This window comes from Enterobacter genomosp. O (assembly GCF_001022965.1).
Lineage (GTDB): Bacteria > Pseudomonadota > Gammaproteobacteria > Enterobacterales > Enterobacteriaceae > Enterobacter > Enterobacter cloacae_L.
Map to the genome: position 1 here is coordinate 310,309 of NZ_LECZ01000027.1, position 20,518 is coordinate 330,826.

Consider the following 20,518-nt stretch of genomic DNA (forward strand, 5'->3'; position numbering starts at 1 on the left):
TATCGCAGCACGATACCGATAACGCTTGAGCTGGTGCGATCACCAAATGTATGTGAAACATTGAAAATTTCACAGTACAGCATAATTGGCCTCCTTATATATTCAGTGGGTTAATGGATGAAGGGAGTGTAGCGGGGGAAAAGGGGTTTGGCTAGTGGGTATTCGATGGTGCGGTCTGTTCCCCTCACCCTAACCCTCTCCCAAAGGGAGAGGGAACGGCCGGCGCGCAGAGTTAAATCGAGGTGCGGCGATAGCTGCGGTATTCAGGCTTCCAGAAGTTGTCGTCGATGGCCTGCTGCAGCGCGTCGGCAGAGGTTTTCACCGCCACGCCCTGCTGCTGCGCCATTTTACCTACCGCGAATGCGATAGCGCGCGACACCTTGTGAATGTCTTTCAGCTCTGGCAGCACCAGACCTTCGCCGTCGTTGACCAGCGGCGAGTGGCCCGCCAGGGTCTCGCTTGCCGACATCAGCATTTCATCGGTGATGCGGGACGCGCCGGAGGCGATCACGCCCAAACCAATGCCCGGGAAGATATAGGAGTTGTTGCACTGGGCAATCGGATAGATTTTATCCTTCCACACGACCGGATCGAACGGGCTGCCGGTGGCAACCAGCGCGTTACCTTCGGTCCAGGCGATGATGTCCTGCGGCGTTGCTTCCACGCGTGAGGTCGGGTTAGAGAGCGGCATCACGATAGGGCGTTCGCAGTGCTTGTGCATCTCGCGAATAATCTCTTCGGTGAAGAGACCGGTTTGCCCGGAAACGCCGATCAGGATATCCGGCTTCACGTTGCGCACCACGTCCAGCAGGGAAAGGACTTCGTTGTCGGTATCCCAGTTTTTCAGGTTCTCGCGCTTCTGCACCAGTTTAGTCTGGAACGGCAGCAGGTTCGGCATGCCGTCGGTCAGCAGGCCGAAGCGGTCAACCATAAAGACGCGGGAGCGGGCCAGCTCTTCACTCAGGCCTTCGCGCTGGGTCTGGGCGATAATCTGCTCGGCGATACCGCAGCCCGCGGAGCCTGCGCCCAGGAAGACGATTTTCTGGTAGCTCAGCTGGCTACCGGCCGCGCGGCTGGCGGCGATAAGCGTACCCACGGTCACGGCGGCGGTGCCCTGGATGTCGTCGTTAAAGGAGCAGATCTCATCGCGATAGCGGTTCAGCAGCGGCATCGCGTTTTTCTGCGCGAAGTCTTCGAACTGCAGCAGCACGTCCGGCCAGCGATGCTTCACGGCCTGGATGAAATCGTCGACAAACTCATAGTACTCGTCGTCGGTAATACGCGGATGACGCCAGCCCATATAGAGCGGGTCGTTCAGCAGCTGCTGGTTGTTGGTGCCGACATCCAGCACGACCGGCAGGGTATACGCCGGGCTGATGCCGCCGCAGGCGGTGTAGAGGGAGAGTTTACCGATTGGGATCCCCATCCCGCCAATGCCCTGGTCACCGAGGCCGAGAATACGTTCGCCGTCGGTCACCACAATCACTTTGATATTGTGGTTCGGCACGTTCTGCAGAATGTCGTCCATGTTGTGACGGTTCTGATAAGAGATGAAAACCCCGCGGGAGCGACGGTAGATCTCGGAGAAACGCTCGCAGGCCGCACCCACCGTCGGGGTGTAGATCACCGGCATCATCTCTTCCAGATGGTTCTGCACCAGGCGATAGAAGAGGGTTTCGTTGGTGTCCTGAATGTTGCGCAGGTAGATGTGTTTGTCGATCTCAGTTTTGAAACCCTGATACTGGATCCACGCGCGCTCTGCCTGTTCTTCAATGGTCTCAACCACTTCTGGCAGTAAACCCAGCAGGTTAAAGCTGCTGCGCTCTTCCATGCTGAAGGCGCTGCCTTTGTTGAGCAGGGGGAATTCGAGTAAAACCGGTCCGGCGTATGGGATGTATAAGGAACGATGTTTTTTCAGTTTGTTGTCCATGTCACTCACTCTTTTTATGAAGATCCGTCCCTGACACTGCTGTTTGTCATCTTTCTGGCCTGTGCGCTGGGGTGCGGTCAGGCGGTATTATAAAGGAGCTAAATATTAATTACCGCAACACATAAACAAAAACACCATCGGGATTACCGATGGTGTTCTGGATCTCAGTCTGGAACTTACTTGCCGGCGTGGCGTTTTCTGCCGGTGGCGTGAGTGACTTGCGTTTCATGGTCGCCTTCAATCACCACTTTACGCTGATTAGAAAGCTTGTAGTTCAGTCCCAGAATATGGCGTGCCTGACGGTTCGATTTCATGTTAACTCCTCAATCCTGTTGATAGTTTTAAGGACCAGTTTGCTTACGCAAACGAAATGTAACCCCTTAGGTTGCAGATCCAGCTTAGCAGGTTTTTACAAGGGTGCGTTTTGCCCGCTGACGACGTAGTTAATGGTCTGCTGGTAGATGTCACTGAGGATGTCATTATCCGTGGATTCCACCCACTTGGTCAGTTCCATTAAAATGTCATCTTCAGTCACAGCACCGTGCTCGGCGTGAAGACCCTGCGCAATCGCGTTAACGAGTTCAGGTTGTGCTGCTGTGGTATTAGCCGGGTAATAAGTAAACATGCTGCCTCCGTGTCGTTGTCTGTTTAATGGTACGGCTCGCAAAAAATTTAATTCACAAACAGAATGGCAAATATTTTCCCGGTTGTGGCTCAGATTCATCTTAGAAATAAAAATGACATAAGTGCATGCTTTTATGCGCTTTTAGACGGAGAGGATATATCGACGAGTAACAGCGGGGATATTATGAGGGTGCTCCTGCTATCACGAATATATAGCAGGAGCAGAGGTTAAATTACCACTTCATTTCGCCGGTATTCACCTTCGCGCTTAATTCCAGCGAGCTCTCTTCCGCCAGGCCCGGATACTGTTTTTTCAGGGTGCTGATAACGCCTGCGGAATCTTTATGTGCGGTTAAGGCCTTTTCAAAGCGCTGCAGATAGTCGCGCGTAAAATCAATCGCGCCAGCGCCCGCCGGTGGGGTGCCCAGATAGTGTCCCGGGATCACGCGTTCTGGCTTGTGCGCGGCCATAGCCTGCAGCGTGTCCTGCCACTGCTTACGGCTTTCCGGGGTCTGGGTGTCTGCCGTCCAGACGTGAATACCCCAGGCTACCCCGGTGCCGCCGAGGATCGTTTTCGCTGACGGGATCCACACATAGGCCGCGTAGCTGTCCGGCTGCTCAATATCGACCTTTTCACCGTCAATCATAAACGTGGTGGAGGCGAGAACCTGCGGAACAATCAGTTCCGTAGGGGCGCCGTCTTTCATCTGCGGGCCCCAGAAGGCGAGCTTGGCGTCTTTGGTCGCTTTAATATGGTCAACCACGTGCTGCGTGGCCACCACTTTGGCATTCGGGAAGGCTTTGACCAGCGGCTGCAGGCCAAAATAGAAATCCGGATCGCCGGAGGTGATCACAATCTTATTCAGGGTTTTACCGCTGCGGCGAATTTTCTCCACCAGCGCTTCGCCATCCTTCACGCTGAACTGCGCGTCAAACAGCACCGCTTCCTTCGGGCCGGAAACCAGCGTGGAGGAGACCGCGAAAATGCCTTTTTCCTGCGGGTTGTAGGTATCAACGTTCAGCTGTGCGGCAAACGCGGCCGGCGTGATAAGGGTGGAAAGCAGGGCAAAGTGAGTGAGTTTCATGCTGTTGTCTCTGTTGTTCAGGAATGTCTCTATTGTACGGATATTCGCATTTGCCAGAATTCCTGAAACAAGACATGCTTAGTTTCATAAATCGAGCAAATGGAGCTTATATGGATCGCGTTATTGCCGCTCAGGTCTACAACCGGATATGCGAGCTGGGAAGCTTGAGCGCGGCGGCCCGCGCGCTGGGCATCTCCCGGCCGATGGTGAGCCGCTACCTTGAACAGATGGAGAAGTGGGCGGGCACGCGGCTGGTAAACCGCTCCACGCGAAAGCTGACGCTGACCGCGGCAGGGGAAAAGGTGCTGCAAAAAACGCGGACGCTCTCGCAGATCTCGCAGGAAATTGAGGGCCAGTCGGAGAAAGACCTTCCTTCAGGCACCCTGCGGGTGGCCTGCGCGCACTTTACCGCCATGCACCTGATAGCGCCGGTCCTGCCCGGCCTGCTCGCGCGCTACCCGCAGCTGCGCGTTGAGCTTGACGTGAACAACCACCCGGTGAGCCTGGTGGGGGAGCGCATTGATGTCGCCGTGCGTATTACCGACAACCCCGAGCCCGGCATGATTGCCCGCCGGCTGGGGGAATGTCGCTCGGTGCTCTGTGCTTCGCCGGACTATCTGGCACAGCGCGGTACGCCCGCCGGCCCCGAAGAACTCGCGCAGCATAACTGCCTGCACTACAGCTTCTTCGCCGGGCAGTCCTGGCACTTCCTGACGCCGGAAGGGGAAAGCCTGAGCGTGGCCGTCAGCGGTAACCTGAGCGCCAGCATCTCTTCGCTGCTGATGGACGCGGCGATCAAGCACTGCGGTATCGCCATGCTGCCGGAGCGCGAAGCGCGTGCCGCGCTGGAGCAGGGGTCGCTGGTGCCGGTACTGGAGGCGCTGGAACCCAAGCCGCTTGCCATCCACGGCATTTACCAGTCCCGGGAATATCAGCCTGCCGCGCTGCGGGTGTTCCTTGATGAGCTGGCCCGCTATCTGGCATAAGAGGCGATTACTTTGTCTTTAGCCAGGGAGACGTCGTGCTCCAGAAAATAATATCGGCCCCGAGATAACTTTCACCGAAGCGGACAAATTCAGCTTTGGTGAAGGGTTTACCGGTCTGAGGATTCTTGTAGGTCAGGGTCGGTTCCTGAACCGCCATCGCGATGAGCGGCAGCGTCTGTTTATTTTTATTGAAGAAAGGATAGGCATTCTTCATGTGTGCCTTGCGGTTGGGAACAATGTCCGGCCCACCCAGGCCTACTTTGTTGGCGCTGGCCCAGGCAAAAAGACGCCCCATGTAGTTGTGGTCATTATCCCATTCGCACGGCCAGAAGTTCACGTATTGCACCACGTGTGATTTCTGGAAAGCCTTCCGCGCAAAGGCCAGGTTTTCCATTTCTCCCGCAAAATAGCCGTCGCAGGTAAACCCGGCGGGCGGATTTTTTTCGTCGAGATCGATGGCGGTTTCAGGCAGGTTTACCCCATACACCTCGCCGTCAAAGCGTTTCGCAAGGGCCGCCAGCAGCGCCTGGTAGCGCTGGCGCACGGCGGGGTCCCACTGACGCGCCACCCATCCTGAACCGACGGGCTTGCCTTCGCCGGGGTTATCGAACTGCGGTGCAATTCCGCCACCGTATTGCTTATCATGCATCAGATAATCCGGCACGTAGCGGGCGTCCGGCTCGAAGAAACGATCCTGAACCTGGATGAAGAGCTTTTTCCTGGCAGCCTTAAGACGCGCCAGGTCCCGTTCAATGCGCGAGAAGTCGTAGCGATCCTTCTCTGGCTCAAGCGCGCGCCAGTTGTAGACGATCTGCACGCCGCCGATGTCGCTTCGCGCAACGAGCGGAAACGCGGCGTCGAGATCGCCGGAGCTGGTATAGATAAAGTTCTCCGGCGTTTTCGCCAGCGAAGACAACGATAAAGCCAGCGTGGTTACCGCAACGGCCATCCTGATTTTTAGCGCCATAGGTTTATCCTTTTTTGTCGGTACAGCAGGTGTCAGTCCCGGAATTGTCTGTGTTCCGGGGTGGGGCAAATGCGTAGTCTATACTTAACCCTTTGTAAGCCAAAAGGAGAGCAAGAATGACTATTCATAAGCACGGTTCGGCACACTGGTCTGGCGACATTAAGCGCGGGAAGGGAACTGTTTCCACCGAGAGCGGCGTTCTTAATCAGCAGCCTTATGGTTTTAATACCCGCTTCGAGGGTGAAAAGGGGACCAACCCCGAAGAGCTGATTGGCGCGGCACACGCGGCCTGTTTCTCGATGGCGCTGTCGCTGATGCTCGGCGAAGCGGGCTATACCGCCGATTCCATTGACACCACCGCGGACGTCTCTCTGGATAAAACCGACGGCGGCTTTGCCATCACGAAGGTGGCCCTGAACAGTAAGGTGACCGTTCCGGGCATCGCCCCGCAGCAGTTCGATGGCATTATTCAGAAAGCAAAAGCGGGCTGCCCGGTTTCGCAGCTCCTGAAAGCCGAAATTACGCTGGACTATAAGCTTAACTAAGCCTCAGCCGGGTTCGCGCCCGGCTATCCCTTCAGCGCGGCGGGGAACACCTCCGCCAGCCACGCAATAAATACCTTAAGACGGTGCGTTAAATGCCGGTTTTGCGGGTATACCACGTGAAACGGATAGGCGGCAGGGCGCCAGTTGCCCAGAATCGCCGTCAGAGTACCTGCCTGTAAATATGCGTTAGCCGAATACTCGAAGGTCTGCACAATCCCCAGCCCCGCCGCGGCCGCCGCCAGGTGGGCATTACTTTCATTTATGCCGAGATAATGCGGAATGTTGATTTCCAGCGTCTCGCCGTTCTCTCTGAAGCGAAACGGAAATGGCCGCCCGGTGACGGGCGAGAGGTAGCTAATGAGCTTGTGGCCGTTGCACAGCTCCTGCGGATAGGCCGGAACGCCGTGATTTTTCAGGTAGCCTGGCGTCGCACAGGTGACCATTTCAGCGTTGCCAATATGGCGGGCGATGAGGGTCGAGTCGTCTAGCGGGCCGCCGCGGATCACGCAGTCTACGTTACCGCCGATCAGGTCCACCGGACGATCGGCCACCCCAAGGTCGATGCGGATATCCGGATAGCGCTGCATGAAATCCGGCAGCAGGGGGATGAGCACGTCCCGGGCGGTGGAGCCGCCCACGTCAACCCGCAAATGCCCTTTTGGCGTCGCGCGGGAAACGCGAAACGAGGTGTCGATATCTTCGATATCTATCAGGACCCTGAGCGCTTTTTCATAGTAATCCGCCCCTTCCGGCGTCGCGACAACCCGTCGAGTGGTGCGGTGCAGAAGGCGTATCTCCAGATGCGCCTCAAGCGATTTTACCAGCTTGCTCAGCGTGGCGATGGGCATGTTCAGCGAGTCCGCCGCGCGGGTAAAGCTGCCGGTTTCCACCACCCGCGTGAAGGCGCGCATCGCCATGAGCTGGTCCATGATGACCTCTGATTATTTCTGTGGGTGAATAGTCATTTTCATTTTTGCCCATTTTTCACTAATGCCGCAAGGGCTAAAGTCTGTTCAACGCGAGCGAAAGCGCGCAACGCAAACCCAACAAAAGGTAAATGACATGAACACGACTCTCTCAGGAAAAATTGCACTGGTCACCGGCGGCAGCACCGGTATTGGTCTTGCCACGGCGCAGGAGCTGGCGGCACAGGGCGCGAAGGTGTACATCACCGGCCGACGCCAGGCCGAGCTGGACGCGGCGGTAGCAGAGATTGCTTCTAACGCAGTGGGCATTCGCGCGGACGTCTCTAAGCTTGCCGATCTGGACGAGGTCTATGCCCGGATAGCAAAAGAAGAAGGCCGCCTTGATATCCTGTTCGCCAATGCGGGTGGCGGCGATATGCTGCCGCTGGGCGCCATCACCGAAGAGCAGTTTGACCGTATTTTCGGCACCAACGTCCGCGGGGTGCTGTTTACGGTGCAGAAGGCGCTGCCGCTGCTCTCCGCCGGGTCGTCGATTATTCTGACCGGCTCGACGGTCTCCGTTAAGGGGACGGCAAACTTTAGCGTCTACAGCGCCAGCAAGGCCGCCGTGCGCAACTTTGCCCGCTCCTGGGCGCTGGATCTGCAGGGCCGCGGGATCCGCGTCAACGTGGTGAGCCCGGGCCCGATCAAAACCCCGGGGCTTGGCGATCTGGTGCCGGAAGAACATCGTCAGGGGCTGTACGACGCGCTGGCCGCTCAGGTACCGCTTGGGCGTTTAGGCGCGCCGGGTGAAGTGGGTAAAGCGGTGGCGTTTCTGGCCTCCGACGCGGCCAGCTTTATTAACGCCATCGAGCTGTTTGTAGACGGCGGGATGGCGCAAATCTAATCCAGACTGCGCCAGCAGCGAACGTCACGGCCCTCGCGAGAGGGCTGTAACGGCTGGGGACGTTCACACCCCAGCGCTGCCATCGGGCAACGGTCGCGGAAAAAACAGCCTTCGGGCAGGCGGCGGTTGCCGGGAAGCTCCGTTTTGCGCAAGGCCAGGTTTTCATCCAGCGGTTCACCGGTTCGAGGTACTGAGTCGAGCAACAGGCGGGTGTAGGGATGGCGCGGTTCTCCCAGAACCTGCGCGGCGCTGCCCAGCTCGACAATTTGCCCGAGGTACATCACCGCCACGCGGTCGCTCATGTGCCTGACCACCGAGACGTTATGCGAGATTAACACGTAGGTCAGATTACGCTGCTGCTGCAGCGTCACCAGCAGGTTGAGGATTTGCGCCTGCACGGAGATATCCAGCGCGCTGGTGGGTTCGTCGAGCACGATAATATCGGGGTCGGACGAGAGCGCCCGGGCGATGGCGATGCGCTGGCGCTGCCCGCCGGAAAAGGCGTGCGGAAGCCGGTCGAGATATTCCGGGCGAATGCCGACCTGCTGCGCCAGGTTTTCAGCCAGCTGGCGGCGTTCGCGCTCGCGGCTGCGCTTTTGTACCCACACCGGCTCGGTGATAATGCGCCAGACCGGCAGTCGCGGGTCGAGCGAGGAGAGCGGGTCCTGAAACACCATCTGCATGCCGCCCGCGTGGTGCGCCCGCTGGCATGCGCCGGTGCTGGGCTTAAGCATGCCCATCAGCAGCTGGGCCAGCGTGCTTTTCCCGCAGCCGGATTCCCCGACGATGCCGAGCGTTTCTCCCCGACGGATCTCCAGGTCGAGCCCGTTGAGGGCGTGGACCTGTTCCGTTACGCGCCCCAGCCAGTTTTTGCGCGCCGCAAAGTTCACGTGCACGCTATCCAGTTCCAGCAGTACGTCAGACATGGTGTTTCTCCCGTTGTGGATACCAGCAGGCGGCCTGTTGGCCCTCTGCGCCGTTGGGCTGCAGGCGCGGCGTTTCGCTGCATTTCGCCCCGGCGGCAAAACAGCGATCGCGAAAAGCGCATCCCTGCGGAAGCTGGCTGAGGTTGGGCACCGTGCCGGGGATGGCGGGAAGCAGGGCGCGCGGCTCGCCGTTTTCCGGTGCGCACTGCAGCAGGCCAATGGAGTAGGGATGCACGGGGCGGTGGATCAGCGTTTGCGTGTCACCGCTTTCTATCACGCTACCGGCATACATCACGTACATTCTGTCGCAGAGCTGCGACACCACGGCCATATCGTGGCTGATAAACAGCACCGAGGTGCCGCTGGCCCGCGCCTTGTGCTTCAGCAGCCGCAGCACCTGCAGCTGGACGGTGACGTCCAGCGCGGTGGTCGGTTCGTCGGCGACGATCAGCTCCGGCTCGCAGGAGAAGGCAAGGGCGATCATCACCCGCTGGCGCATGCCGCCGGAGAGTTCGAACGGATAGCGTTCCATCACCGCCTTCGCGTCCGGGATTTGCATCTCTTCCAGCAGGGTTATCGCCTTTTGCTGCGCCTCACGTCGCGACAGCGGCTGATGCTGGCGGATCACCTCCATCATCTGTTTGCCGATCCGCCGCGTCGGGTTGAGGGCGGTCATGGGCTCCTGAAAAATCATCGCCACTCTGGCACCGCGCCACTGGCGAAGCTGTTTCTCGGACGCCGTCAGGACGTTTTCGCCGAGTAATGTCACCTGACCATGATGAATGCGGTAGCTCCCTTCCGGCAGCAAACGCATGGCGAGCATGGCGGTCACGGACTTGCCCGATCCCGACTCGCCCACCACGCCGACGATTTCGCCCCTGTCGATCTCCAGCGAAACGTGGTTCAGCGCGTGGACCTCGCCGCGAAAAATCGGGAAGCTCAGGTGCAGGTCTTCTATGCGTAATACCGTTTCGGTCATCACTGTTTTCCTCCCGATTTCGGGTCCAGCAGATCGCGGATGCCATCGCCAAACAGGTTAAAGCCCACGGCGGTAATCAAAATCGCCGCACCGGGAAACGCGCAGTACCACCACTGGTCCAGAACGTAGTTACGGCCAACGGCCACCATCGCGCCCCACTCGGCGGTGGGCTGCTGCGCGCCCAGGCCAATAAACCCGAGCGTGGCGGCCATCAGTATGGCGCTGCCGATGTCCAGCGAAGCCTGCACAATCAGCGGCGGCAGGGCGTTGCGCAGGATATGCCATCTGATCAAATGCCAGCGGGACGCGCCGAACGTGCGGGCGGCCTGAACGTAGGTAAACTGGCGCACCACCAGGGTTTGTCCCCGCGCCAGGCGGACGTAGAACGGAATGCGGACAATCGCAATCGCCAGCATGGCGTTAAACAGGCTCGGCCCAAGCGCGGCGGCCAGCGCCATGGTCAGCACCAGGGAGGGAATAGAGAGCATTATGTCCATCACCCGCATGATGATGGCGTCGCCGCGCCCCCCCAGCACGCCGGACAAACAGCCCAGCAGCGAGCCGATGCCGCCCGCAATCACCACCACCGCCAGCCCGGCGGTAATCGACTGCTGGCTGCCCGCCAGCACGCGGCTGAACAGGTCGCGTCCCACCTCATCGGTGCCAAACCAGTGCTGCGCGGACGGCGCCTGCAGGCGGGCGGTCAAATCCAGCGCGTTCGGGTCATGCGGTACGATCCAAGGTGAGGCCACCATCAGGAACAGCATCACCATCATAATGACGCCGCCGACGATGGTGAGCGGGCTTTGACGCAGCATCCAGAACAGCTTTGCCCAGTTGATGCGTTGTCTGGCGGTTTTAACCGGGACGGGCGTTTCCTGAGTTAACATCATTCGGCACCTCCGCGCCCGATTCGCGGGTCAATCCACAAGTAAAGCAGATCGACCACCAGATTAACCAGCACGTAGGCCAGCGAAACAACGACGGCAAAGCCCATCACGGCGGGGAAATCGAGCGCCTGAATGGACGTCACCACCCACGCGCCCATGCCCGGCCAGGCAAAGACGGTTTCGGTCAGCACGGCGCCGTAAAGCAGATCGCCCAGCGCCAGCCCGAGCACGGTAATCGACGGGATCATCGCATTCGGCAGGGCGTACCGCAGGACGATGTACCAGCCGGGCAGGCCGCTGGCGCGGGCCGTGCGGATGTAGTCCTCGCTAAGCTGTTCGAGCATGGCAGAGCGAACCTGACGCGCCACGATGCCCAGATGCACAAACGCCAGCGTCAGCGAGGGTAAAATCAGGTGCTGAAGCGCATTGAAAAAGACCTCGCCGTTGCCCTCCAGCAGCGCATCCAGCAGATAAAAGCCGGTGACGTGCGTCGGCGGGTCGAGCCAGTCGTCCAGCCTGCCGCCGCCGGGCAGAAGCTGCAGATGCCCGTAAAACAACACGATGACGCCCAGGCCCAGCCAGAAGGCGGGGGTGGAGATGCCGGTCATCGCCATCAGCCGCACCAGGTGATCCAGCCAGCGGTTGCGGTATACCGCCGACAAAATCCCCAGCGGCACGCCGATGACCAGCGCCAGCAGCAGGGAGCAAAAGGCCAGCTCCAGCGTGGCGGGGAAAAAGGCCTTCAGATCTTCCGCTACCGGGCGTCCGGTGCGGATGGACGTGCCCAAATCACCGTGGGCCAGGGCGTCCACGTAGCGGCCAAACTGAATATACAGCGGCCGATCCAGCCCCAGCTGCTGGCGGATGTTCTGCACGATTTCGTCGCTGGCGCGGTCACCGGCCAGCAGACGGGCCGGATCGCCGGGGATCAGGTGCGAAATAATAAAGGTGATGATACAGACACCGGCCACCACCAGGAGTAACCCCCAGCAGCGCTGGCGCACGATGCTCCAGAACGTCATACACTTTCCCCCGGCAAGAACCGTTATTTGCTCATGGTGGCGATGTTAAACACCTGCTCGAGCATCGGATTAAAGGTGAAGCCTTTGACCTCTTTGTTCATCGCCAGCTGGTAGTTCTTCTGGAACAGATAAACGTAGGCCGCCTCGTCAATCACCACCTTTTGCGCCTGCTGGTAATCTTTAGTGCGCTCTGCCTGGTCCGTGGTTTTCAGCGCGGCCTGCAGCAGCGAGTCGACCTCTTTGTTCTCATAGAACGAACGGTTGCCCGGCAGCCCTTTTTTGTCTGATTCAAACCAGTAGTTCATGAACATATACGGGTCGGCAAAATCCGGGCTCCAGTTGCCGATGGCGATGTCGTAATCGCCTTTGCCGACGCGGTCGCGCATGGTGGCGTTCGCCAGCTTCTCCAGCTTGACGGTAATGCCGATCTTGCCAAGGCTGGCCTGGGTTGAGAGGGCGATAGGCTCCCAGTTCGGATCGTTGTCCGAGTAGAGGAAGGTCAGGCTGGCGGGCTTGTCTTTTACCTTCTCCAGGGCCGCTTTGGCTTTGGCCTCGTCAAAGCTGTACTGCATGGCCGTGGCGTCAAAGCCCCACATGCCTTCCGGGATCGGGCCGCGCATCTGCTTGCCGTTGCCGCTCAGAATGCCCTTCACCATGCCCTGGTAGTCCGTCGCCCAGGAGACGGTCCGGCGTAAATCCACCTGGTTGAGCGGGGCTTTGCTGTTATTGAGGTAGAGGTAAGTCACGCGCAGCGAGGGGTATTCCGCGACGGCGACTTTTCCTTCCTGCTTCAGGGCCGCGAGCTGATCGACCGGCAGGGAGTCGGCAATGTCCAGGTCGCCGCGGGAAAGCTGCAGCCGGCGGGAGGCGCTTTCACCGATAATTTTCACCGAGACGCGCTTAAAGTGCGGCTTCTCGCCCGGCCAGTGGGGGTTCGGCACCAGGATCAGCTGCTGGCCTTTCTGCCAGCTTTTCAGCATAAACGGCCCGGAACCGGCGGTGTTTTGCGCCAGATACCCGCGCGCGTCGTCCGCGGCATTGGCCTTCAGCACCGCCGGGTTAATGATGGAGGCCCCGTCGTTCGCCAGGGTGTACAGGAAGGGCGCGAACGGCTGGCTGAGGGTGAATTTCACCGTGTGGTCATCAACGGCGTCAACTTTCAGGTCTTTCGGGAAAGCTTCGGACGGCCCCTGGCTGAGCTTGAGCAGGCGTTCAAAGGAGAGTTTTACCGCTTCTGCGGTGACCGGCGTGCCGTCGGAGAATTTCGCGTTATCCGCAAGGGTAAAGGTCCACTCCTTCTGGTCGTCGGACGCCTTCCAGCCCGTCGACAGATCGCCTTCCACCTCGGTCGAGCCCGGCTTGTATTTGACCAGGCGCTGATAGGACGGATAGGTAACGGTCCAGTCGTTGTTATCGATGGTGATGGCCGGATCGAGCGTTTGCGGGTCGGCGGCTTTACCGATCGCCAGCATGTCTTTCGGGACGGCAGCCAGCGCCAGCGGGGCGCTCAGGACCAGCGCGGCGGCAATTACGGTCGAGAGAAGCGATGTTTTCATGGCAGTGCTCCAGGTTCAAAGAGGGGTGTGCGTCAGTGGAAAACAGGCAAAACGGTCATCAAGCAGCGGATAGCTAGCGGCGTTCGGCAGTTCGAAGTGCCACCATTCGCTGGCGATCCCGACAAAACCGCCGCCGAACATGATGGCGTTCAGCAGCAGACGGTTGCGCTGGGCGTGCGGCGGCACGGAGGGGTGATACGGATGCGAGCGGTCGTGCATTTCGTCAAAACCGGCCCCCATATCCAGCACGACGTTATCTTCGTCCATTAGCGTGACGTCGATTGCCGTGCCGCGGCTGTGGTTGGAGCCAATCGCCACATCGACCACATATTCCGGGTTCGGGCAGGCATCCCACAGCTGGGCCTGCGCCTGCTGCGGACGATAGGCGTCGTAGACAACCAGCTTCAGCCCGGCCAGCGCGGCAATGCTGATGGCTTTTGCCAGCGCGGTGGCGGCGTCGGTATGCAGCAGGCACAGCGCCTCCTGGTAGATCGGGCGGCCGGTGATGTTGTCGACGGTGGCGTACTTCAGATCGATATGCAGCGTGGGAAAGGTCTTCGCCACATCGATCAGTTCACTCTCTTCGGGCATAGCTCCGCTCCTTTAGCGTTCGAATTGTCCAAACTCTTGTTGTAATTGTCGGTTGACCGCCAGGCGCGCCGGAAGCGCGTCACCCAGCGCTTCCACCACGCCCGACAGCAGCAGGTTGAACAGACAGCTCACGGGGGCAAGTGAATCCCAGAAATGACCGGTATCGGTTTTCACCTGCAGTAAATCCAGCGGGTAATCCCGCGCCCACGGGCACCAGATGTCGGTGATCAGGGCCAGCGGAATGCCTTTCTCGCTCGCGACGCGGCAGTACTGGCGCGCCATTGCGGAGTAGGTGCGGGTATCGGTCAGCACGACGTAGGGATGCGAAAAACCAGAGTTCAGGGACTCAACCCAGCTCCCGGATGCTCCCTCTGAATAGCTCACGCGCGGGCGGAGGTACTCGAGGTGGCTGAAGAAGGCGTTGGCAATCCCGCGCGTTGACTGGATCCCCAGCACAAACACCGCGTCCGCGTGGGCCAGGTTGTGCACCACCTGACGGAAGGCGTCCGTTTGCGCCAGCTGATACACCTGCGTGATGGCGTCCACCTCCAGCGACAGAGCGTGCTGAAGGCGGTTGGGCAGGGGGCGCTGCTGCTGCCAGGAGTCCAGCCGCTCGTTCATGCCCCAGGGCTGATACGGGTCGCGCAGGCTTTTTTTGGCATCCTCCAGGTTGCGATACCCCAGCTTGCGCAGAAAGCGTCCGACGGTGATCCCGCTGGTCCCGCTCGCCAGACCCACGCTCTCCGCCGTTTCAAACGGGATTTGCGCGGCGTGCGCCAGCAGCCAGCTCGCAACCCGCTTTTCGCTGGGCGTGAGCTGGCTGAAGGTCGCTTCGATACGGCTCAACATCTCGGGTTTCGTCGTCATACCGCCTCGCTGTTAACAGGCTGTCAATGGCCGGATTCGTGTTACCAGGTTAACAATGCATGACGCGTGCCATGTTCACAGGAGGGTGAAAACCCGCTGCGCCGTAAACTTCATGCAATATTTGCTTAACCAATGATCAACATTTGTGCAGCGTAGTTCACTTTTGGTGCACTGGCTGAAGCGGCAGGTATGAATTTGATGAATACGTCAGCGTGTTCACATTTTTGATAAGATAGAGGCAAAGTGAATATAAAAAGGATCCCGGCATGGCGAATTTGCCCTGGCGAGTCAGCGTGCGCCTGATGGCGCTTGCAAAGAAAATGGCGATAGTCGTGGGGATCGTGCTGATCGTCCTGCTGGCGGTGCGGGTCTATCTCTCGCAGCAGGGGCCGGAACTGCACCTGTGGCATACCTGGCGGGCCGATGAGATGTCCGTGCGCGAGCTGGACAAAGCCGATTTTGCCGGGTATATCGCCCGGGAAAACGCCATTTTTGCCGATCTGGATAAGGCGGTGACGGCGAAAACTGAGCGTGAAGAACGCACGCCGCTAAACCGCTATTATCGCCAGAGCCTGGTGTGGCCCGGCCAGTTTTCACCCGATGCCAACCGCTCATTTGTGCTGATGCCTGCCGGAAAGCCGCGCGGCGCGGTAGTGCTGCTGCACGGTTTGACGGACTCGCCTTACAGCGTCAGGCGTCTTGCCCTGAACTACCAACAGCACGGCTTTGTGGCCGTCGTCCCGCGCCTGCCCGGACACGGCACCGCGCCCGGCGCGCTGACCGGCGTTGACTGGGAGATGTGGCAGGCGGCAACGCGCCTTGCCGTGCGGGAAGCCACGCGTCTGGCGGGGGAGAATGTGCCGCTGCATCTGGTGGGCTACTCCAACGGCGGCGCGCTGGCGATGAAATATGCTCTCGATGCGCTGGACGCGCCTGCGCTGCGTAAACCGCAGCAGGTCATCCTGCTCTCCCCGATGATCGGCGTGACGGCCTTTGCGCGGTTCGCCGGTTTCGCCGGACTACCAGCGCTGCTGCCGGCATTTGCCAAAGCGGCGTGGCTGAATATCGCGCCGGAATATAACCCGTATAAATACAATTCTTTCCCGGTGAACGCCGCCCGCCAGTCTTGGCTGCTGACGAAAGCCCTGCAGGAGCAGATTGGCCGCGCGGCGCGAGAGCAGCGGCTGGGGCAGCTTCCGCCGGTGCTGGCGTTCCAGTCGGTGATGGATTCCACGGTCAGCACCCGCGCGGTGGTGACCGGTCTGTTTGACCAGCTTCCGGCAAACGGCAGCGAGCTGGTGGTGTTTGACATCAACCAGGCGGCGAGCTTCCGCCCGCTGTTCAAGCCGTCGTCATGGACGGCAACCTCGGCGCTGCTGCCGGTGGCGCAGAGGCGTTACAGTGTCACGGTTGTCACCAATGCGGACGAACGCAGTTTCTCGGCGGTCGCGAAAACAACGCCGGCAGGCAGCACTCGCGAAACGGTCGTGCCGCTTGCGCAGTCCTGGCCGCAGGATGTCTATTCGCTGTCGCACGTTGCCGTGCCGTTCCCGCCGGATGACGATCTCTATGGCCGCGAGCCAGGCGTGAAAAACCGCTACGGCATCAGTCTCGGGACGATTGCGCTGTGGGGGGAGACGTCCGTGCTGAGCGTTGGCAAAGAGGCGCTTATGCGGGTTACCTCGAACCCGTTCTACGGCTATATGCAGGAGAGGATCGACAGTCGGATCGGGGATGGGGAAAAGTAACGTTCCCTTGTGGCGTGAATATGTTAGGTCGCATTGATTAAGTATGTTAAATAGTAGCTTCAAGGCACCGCTCTTTCTCATCGGAACCCATTTTTGTGCTGACTACTCTGATCTACCGAAGCCAGTTGAATTTATCCCAGCCGTCCACGGAACTGCGGGAGCTGGTGGAGCGCGCCAGGGGCCGCAACGCAAAGCTGAATATAACCGGTGTACTCCTTTCTAAAGGGAGCGACATCCTGCAAATCCTTGAAGGATCGGAAGAGAGCGTCGTCAGCCTGTTCCATACCATCCGTGATGACAAGCGGCACAGTGGGGTGGTTGAACTGCTGCGGGACTACGGCCCGCGCAGGCGCTTCGAAAACGTCGGTATGCTGCTGTTCGATCTGCAAACGCAGTCGCCGAAAGAGGTGCTGCAGTCGGTTCTGCACTACAGCAAGCTGGACAGCTATCTGACCTCCGACGATCGGGTGTTCAAATTCATTCAGACGTTTATTATGGGTAAGCGTCCGTCTCCGTCAGGAGCACGCTACGTTCCTGAAAAATGGACGCTTTCACCCGAAGCGTTACCCTTTGGCGAGAGCCTGGGCCTGATTGCCGGTCAGCCCTGTCAGTTTGCGCTTCAGCCCATTGTCGAGCCCTCGGAAGGGAAGATCAGCTCCCTCGAGGCCCTCATCCGCGGCAACGACGGCGGCAGCCCGGAGCATTTCTTCAGCACCCTCGACCCGGATAAAATCTACGAAGTCGACCTCCAGACGAAAGCGTATGCCTTTGCGCTGGCCGAAAAGCTCGGCATTGGCAGCCATAAAATTGCGGTCAACCTGCTGCCCATGTCGCTGGTGAACGTCCCCAATGCCGTGGAGTTCCTCGTCAGCGAGATAAAAAAACATGGGCTGCAGCCGGAGCAGGTGGTGATTGAAGTCACCGAAAACGAGATGATCTCCGGCTTCAACCAGTTTAATAGCGCCATCAAGCAGCTTCGCGGCGAGGGCGTTGGCCTGGCGATCGATGATTTTGGTTCCGGCTATGCCGGTCTTTCTCTGCTGACTCGCTTTCAGCCGGACAAAATTAAAATCGACCGGGAAATTGTCAGCGATATCCACCTCAGCGGCGTGAAGCAGGCGATTGTGCGCTCCATCATCAGCTGTTGCTCCGACCTCGAAATTACCCTGGTGGCCGAAGGCATTGAGAAAATAGAGGAGTGGTGCTGGCTGGAATCTGCCGGTATCCGCCGCTTCCAGGGCTTTCTGTTCGCCCGCCCGCAGCTTGACGGCGTCGGTGATATTTACTGGCCGCATCTGGTGCGCTAAGTCATTTTTCCTTCCCCGTTATTTCCCCTTTGCCCTGCCTGTGCTTAAATAGCTAAAACGGTTTAACATGGTTTAGCTGCGAGGATAACATGAAGAAAATCTGGGTACTGGGCGATGCGGTGGTGGATCTGCTGCCCGATGGAGAAGGCAGATTGCTGCAGTGTCCCGGTGGGGCACCGGCAAACGTTGCTGTGGGTATTGCCCGGCTGGGCGGCCAGAGCGCTTTTATCGGCAGGGTTGGCGACGATCCCTTCGGACGTTTTATGTATAAGACGTTAGCGGATGAACAGGTCGACGTGCAGCAGATGCGCCTTGACCCGGCGCACCGCACCTCGACGGTGGTGGTCGATCTCGACGACCACGGCGAGCGCTCGTTTACGTTCATGGTGCGCCCGAGCGCCGATCTGTTTCTGGAACCCGACGACCTGCCGTCGTTCAGCGCCGGGGAGTGGCTGCACGTCTGTTCCATCGCGTTAAGCGCTGAGCCGAGCCGCTTGGCGACATTTCAGGCGATGGAGGCCATTCGGAAGGCGGGCGGCTACGTCAGCTTCGACCCCAACATTCGCCCGGATCTCTGGCCGGACGAGAACGCGCTGCGCCACAGCCTGGAGCAGGCCCTGCAAAGCGCCGACGTGGTGAAACTCTCCGTCGAAGAGCTGGCGTTTTTAACCGAAAATGAGCAGGTGACCGCCGGCCTGGAGGCGCTGATGCAGCGCTGCCCGGCGCGTCTGGTGCTGGTCACCCAGGGCAAGGAGGGCGTTATCGCCTGGCATGAGGGCACCGTAAAACACTATCCGGCAACCCCCGTTCAGTGCGTCGATACGACCGGCGCGGGAGATGCCTTCGTGGCGGGCCTGCTCTACGGCCTGGCCGCTGGTCAGGATTTAACGCCGGTTATCGCCTTAGCCCAGCGCTGTGGCGCGTTAGCCACTACCGCCAAAGGGGCAATGACCGCATTACCCTGGCAGCACGATCTGTAATTCCTCCCTTCACTGGCCGCCATCCGGCGGCCTGAATTGTCGCCTCGATCACACTTACTAAATCGGTTTAGCAAAAAAGATTGCCGATCCAAAAATCACCGGTTTAGTATCAGCAACCTAAACCGGTTTAGCAATTTAGCACGTTTAATGACTTCTTTTAGGGATGCGACAAAATGTATAAAAAACGCAGACTTGCCATGATGATAGGCATGCTGGCCGGTAGTACCTCTGTTTTTGCCCAGACGGATATGTCCACTATTGAAGCGCGTCTTGCCGCGATGGAGCAGCGCCTGCAGGACGCAGAAACGCGTGCGCAGGTGGCTGAGAAGCGCGCCACGGCGGCTGAACAAAAAACGCAGCAGCTGGTTGCCGCTCAGCAGCAGGCGCAAACGACAACCCAGGAGGTGGCGCAGCGCACCACCGCGCTGGAGAAGAAAGCGGATCAAAGCAGCGGGTTTGAGTTCCACGGCTACGCCCGCTCTGGCCTGCTGATGAATGACGCGGCCTCCAGCAGCAAAAGCGGTCCTTACCTGACGCCAGCCGGCGAAACCGGTGGCGCAGTAGGGCGTCTGGGTAACGAAGCTGATACCTACGTTGAGCTGAACCTGGAGCACAAGCAAACTCTGGACAACGGGGCGACCACGCGCTTCAAAGCGATGCTGGCCGACGGTCAGAGAACCTATAACGACTGGTCAGCCGACACCAGCGATCTCAATATTCGTCAGGCCTTCGCGGAGCTCGGCAACCTGCCTGATTTTACCGGCGCGCTGAAGGGCAGCACCTTCTGGGCGGGTAAGCGCTTTGACCGCGACAACTTTGACATTCACTGGTTAGACTCCGACGTGGTGTTCCTGGCCGGTACCGGCGGCGGCGTCTACGACGTGAAATGGAACGATTCGCTGCGCAGCAACTTCTCCCTTTATGGCCGCAACTTCGGCAGCGTGGAGCAGACCGACAATAACGTTCAGAACTATATCCTCACCATGAACCACTTCGCCGGCCCGTTCCAGCTGATGGTGAGCGGCCTGCGGGCGAAAGATAACGACGACCGCAAAGACGCCAACGGCGATCTCATTAAAACGGATGCCGCCAATACCGGCGTTCATGCGCTGGTAGGCCTGCATAATGAGAGCTTCTACGGCCTGGGGGAAGGGTCCGCTAAAACGGCGCTGCTGTATGGTCACGGGCTGGGGGCAGAGGTCAAAAGCATCGGCTCCGACGGCGCGCTGCTGTCTGAAGCGGATACCTGGCGCTTTGCAAGTTACGGTGTCACGCCAATTGGCGGTGGCTGGAGCGTTGCGCCCGCCGTCCTGGCGCAAAGCAGTAAAGATCGCTACGTCAAGGGCGATAGCTATGAGTGGGTCACGCTCAACACCCGCCTGATTAAAGAGGTCACCCAGAATTTCGCGCTGGCGTTTGAGGGTAGCTATCAGTACATGGATTTAAATCCGGAAGGCTATAAGGACCGGAACGCCGTCAGCGGCAGTTTCTACAAGCTGACCTTTGCTCCCACGCTCAAAGCGAGCAAGATCGGCGACTTCTTTAGCCGTCCCGAGCTGCGCCTCTTTGCCACCTGGATGGACTGGAGCAGCAAACTGGATAATTACGCCAGCGATGATGCCTTTGGCAGCAGCGGCTTCAACGCCGGCGGGGAATGGAACTTTGGGATCCAGATGGAAACCTGGTTTTAACCCATCCCGCTC

20 protein-coding genes are annotated in these 20,518 nt (G+C 59.2%); 7 read left to right on the plus strand and 13 right to left on the minus strand.

All coding sequences use genetic code 11. The annotated features are described in order from the left end of the window. Nucleotides 1-232 precede the first annotated feature (232 nt). From ABR39_RS20335 to ABR39_RS20350, 4 genes are all read right to left on the minus strand, one after another. The gene (locus ABR39_RS20335) at nt 233-1,930 is read right to left on the minus strand and encodes an NAD-dependent malic enzyme (RefSeq protein ID WP_047348430.1); all 1,698 of its coding nucleotides are present in this window, start codon (nt 1,928-1,930) and stop codon (nt 233-235) included. A 176-nt stretch (nt 1,931-2,106) separates the two neighbouring features. After that, nucleotides 2,107-2,244, minus strand: a complete 138-nt coding sequence (sra, locus tag ABR39_RS20340; RefSeq protein ID WP_008501714.1) for a stationary-phase-induced ribosome-associated protein — start codon at nt 2,242-2,244, stop codon at nt 2,107-2,109. Between the two features lie 95 nt (nt 2,245-2,339). Beyond that, nucleotides 2,340-2,555, minus strand: coding sequence for a biofilm-dependent modulation protein (gene bdm / locus ABR39_RS20345; RefSeq protein WP_023335793.1), 216 nt, complete (start codon nt 2,553-2,555; stop codon nt 2,340-2,342). Nucleotides 2,556-2,787: 232 nt separating this feature from the next. Beyond that, complete coding sequence (locus ABR39_RS20350) at nt 2,788-3,639, minus strand: Vmh family MBL fold metallo-hydrolase (protein ID WP_047348431.1); 852 nt, start codon at nt 3,637-3,639, stop codon at nt 2,788-2,790. A 110-nt stretch (nt 3,640-3,749) separates the two neighbouring features. On the opposite strand from ABR39_RS20350, the gene ABR39_RS20355 reads away from it, so the two are divergent. Beyond that, entirely contained in the window at nt 3,750-4,625 is an 876-nt protein-coding gene (locus tag ABR39_RS20355) for a LysR family transcriptional regulator (RefSeq protein ID WP_047348432.1), read from the plus strand. A 7-nt stretch (nt 4,626-4,632) separates the two neighbouring features. Here ABR39_RS20355 and ABR39_RS20360 read toward each other — a convergent pair whose 3' ends face one another. After that, entirely contained in the window at nt 4,633-5,592 is a 960-nt protein-coding gene (locus tag ABR39_RS20360; RefSeq protein WP_047348433.1) for a hypothetical protein, read from the minus strand. 116 nt (nt 5,593-5,708) lie between these two features. Between ABR39_RS20360 and ABR39_RS20365 the strand changes: the two genes are divergently transcribed. Then, nucleotides 5,709-6,137, plus strand: a complete 429-nt coding sequence (locus ABR39_RS20365; protein WP_045326427.1) for an OsmC family protein — start codon at nt 5,709-5,711, stop codon at nt 6,135-6,137. A 23-nt stretch (nt 6,138-6,160) separates the two neighbouring features. Here the strand turns inward: ABR39_RS20365 and ABR39_RS20370 are convergent, their stop codons facing one another. Next, nucleotides 6,161-7,066 carry a LysR family transcriptional regulator gene (locus tag ABR39_RS20370; RefSeq protein WP_047348434.1) on the minus strand — a complete coding sequence of 302 codons (906 nt, stop codon included), beginning with the start codon at nt 7,064-7,066 and terminating at the stop codon, nt 6,161-6,163. Nucleotides 7,067-7,199: 133 nt separating this feature from the next. Here ABR39_RS20370 and ABR39_RS20375 point away from each other — a divergent pair, with 133 nt between their 5' ends. After that, a complete protein-coding gene (locus ABR39_RS20375; RefSeq protein ID WP_047348435.1) occupies nt 7,200-7,949 on the plus strand; it encodes an SDR family NAD(P)-dependent oxidoreductase in 750 nt (249 codons plus the stop codon). Here the strand turns inward: ABR39_RS20375 and ABR39_RS20380 are convergent. From ABR39_RS20380 to ABR39_RS20410, 7 genes are read right to left on the minus strand one after another with little or no spacing between them, the layout of a single operon-like run. After that, nucleotides 7,946-8,875, minus strand: coding sequence for an oligopeptide/dipeptide ABC transporter ATP-binding protein (locus ABR39_RS20380; protein WP_047348436.1), 930 nt, complete (start codon nt 8,873-8,875; stop codon nt 7,946-7,948). The two genes, ABR39_RS20375 and ABR39_RS20380, sit on opposite strands and share 4 nt — an antisense overlap. After that, nucleotides 8,868-9,854 carry an ABC transporter ATP-binding protein gene (locus ABR39_RS20385; protein ID WP_047348437.1) on the minus strand — a complete coding sequence of 329 codons (987 nt, stop codon included), beginning with the start codon at nt 9,852-9,854 and terminating at the stop codon, nt 8,868-8,870. The genes ABR39_RS20380 and ABR39_RS20385 overlap by 8 nt, the downstream gene beginning before the upstream one ends. Then, nucleotides 9,854-10,747 carry a D,D-dipeptide ABC transporter permease gene (gene ddpC / locus ABR39_RS20390; protein ID WP_047348438.1) on the minus strand — a complete coding sequence of 298 codons (894 nt, stop codon included), beginning with the start codon at nt 10,745-10,747 and terminating at the stop codon, nt 9,854-9,856. The genes ABR39_RS20385 and ddpC overlap by 1 nt, the downstream gene beginning before the upstream one ends. Further along, complete coding sequence (locus ABR39_RS20395; RefSeq protein WP_047348439.1) at nt 10,744-11,766, minus strand: ABC transporter permease; 1,023 nt, start codon at nt 11,764-11,766, stop codon at nt 10,744-10,746. The genes ddpC and ABR39_RS20395 overlap by 4 nt, the downstream gene beginning before the upstream one ends. A 23-nt stretch (nt 11,767-11,789) precedes the next feature. Beyond that, a complete protein-coding gene (locus ABR39_RS20400) occupies nt 11,790-13,322 on the minus strand; it encodes an ABC transporter substrate-binding protein (protein WP_047348440.1) in 1,533 nt (510 codons plus the stop codon). A gap of 15 nt (nt 13,323-13,337) precedes the next feature. Further along, nucleotides 13,338-13,913: a D-alanyl-D-alanine dipeptidase gene (gene ddpX, locus ABR39_RS20405; RefSeq protein WP_047348441.1), complete on the minus strand. Its 576-nt coding sequence runs from the start codon at nt 13,911-13,913 to the stop codon at nt 13,338-13,340. Between the two features lie 12 nt (nt 13,914-13,925). Next, nucleotides 13,926-14,780 carry a MurR/RpiR family transcriptional regulator gene (locus ABR39_RS20410; protein WP_047348442.1) on the minus strand — a complete coding sequence of 285 codons (855 nt, stop codon included), beginning with the start codon at nt 14,778-14,780 and terminating at the stop codon, nt 13,926-13,928. A gap of 266 nt (nt 14,781-15,046) precedes the next feature. On the opposite strand from ABR39_RS20410, the gene ABR39_RS20415 reads away from it, so the two are divergent. The 4 genes from ABR39_RS20415 to ABR39_RS20430 all read left to right on the plus strand — a co-directional run bounded on the left by ABR39_RS20415 (nt 15,047) and on the right by ABR39_RS20430 (nt 20,506). Further along, nucleotides 15,047-16,528 carry an alpha/beta hydrolase gene (locus ABR39_RS20415; RefSeq protein WP_047348443.1) on the plus strand — a complete coding sequence of 494 codons (1,482 nt, stop codon included), beginning with the start codon at nt 15,047-15,049 and terminating at the stop codon, nt 16,526-16,528. A gap of 95 nt (nt 16,529-16,623) precedes the next feature. Then, nucleotides 16,624-17,835: a diguanylate phosphodiesterase gene (locus ABR39_RS20420; protein WP_047348444.1), complete on the plus strand. Its 1,212-nt coding sequence runs from the start codon at nt 16,624-16,626 to the stop codon at nt 17,833-17,835. 89 nt (nt 17,836-17,924) lie between these two features. Next, entirely contained in the window at nt 17,925-18,815 is an 891-nt protein-coding gene (locus ABR39_RS20425; RefSeq protein WP_047348445.1) for an aminoimidazole riboside kinase, read from the plus strand. Nucleotides 18,816-18,988: 173 nt separating this feature from the next. Continuing rightward, complete coding sequence (locus ABR39_RS20430; RefSeq protein WP_047348446.1) at nt 18,989-20,506, plus strand: carbohydrate porin; 1,518 nt, start codon at nt 18,989-18,991, stop codon at nt 20,504-20,506. Nucleotides 20,507-20,518: the final 12 nt, after the last annotated feature.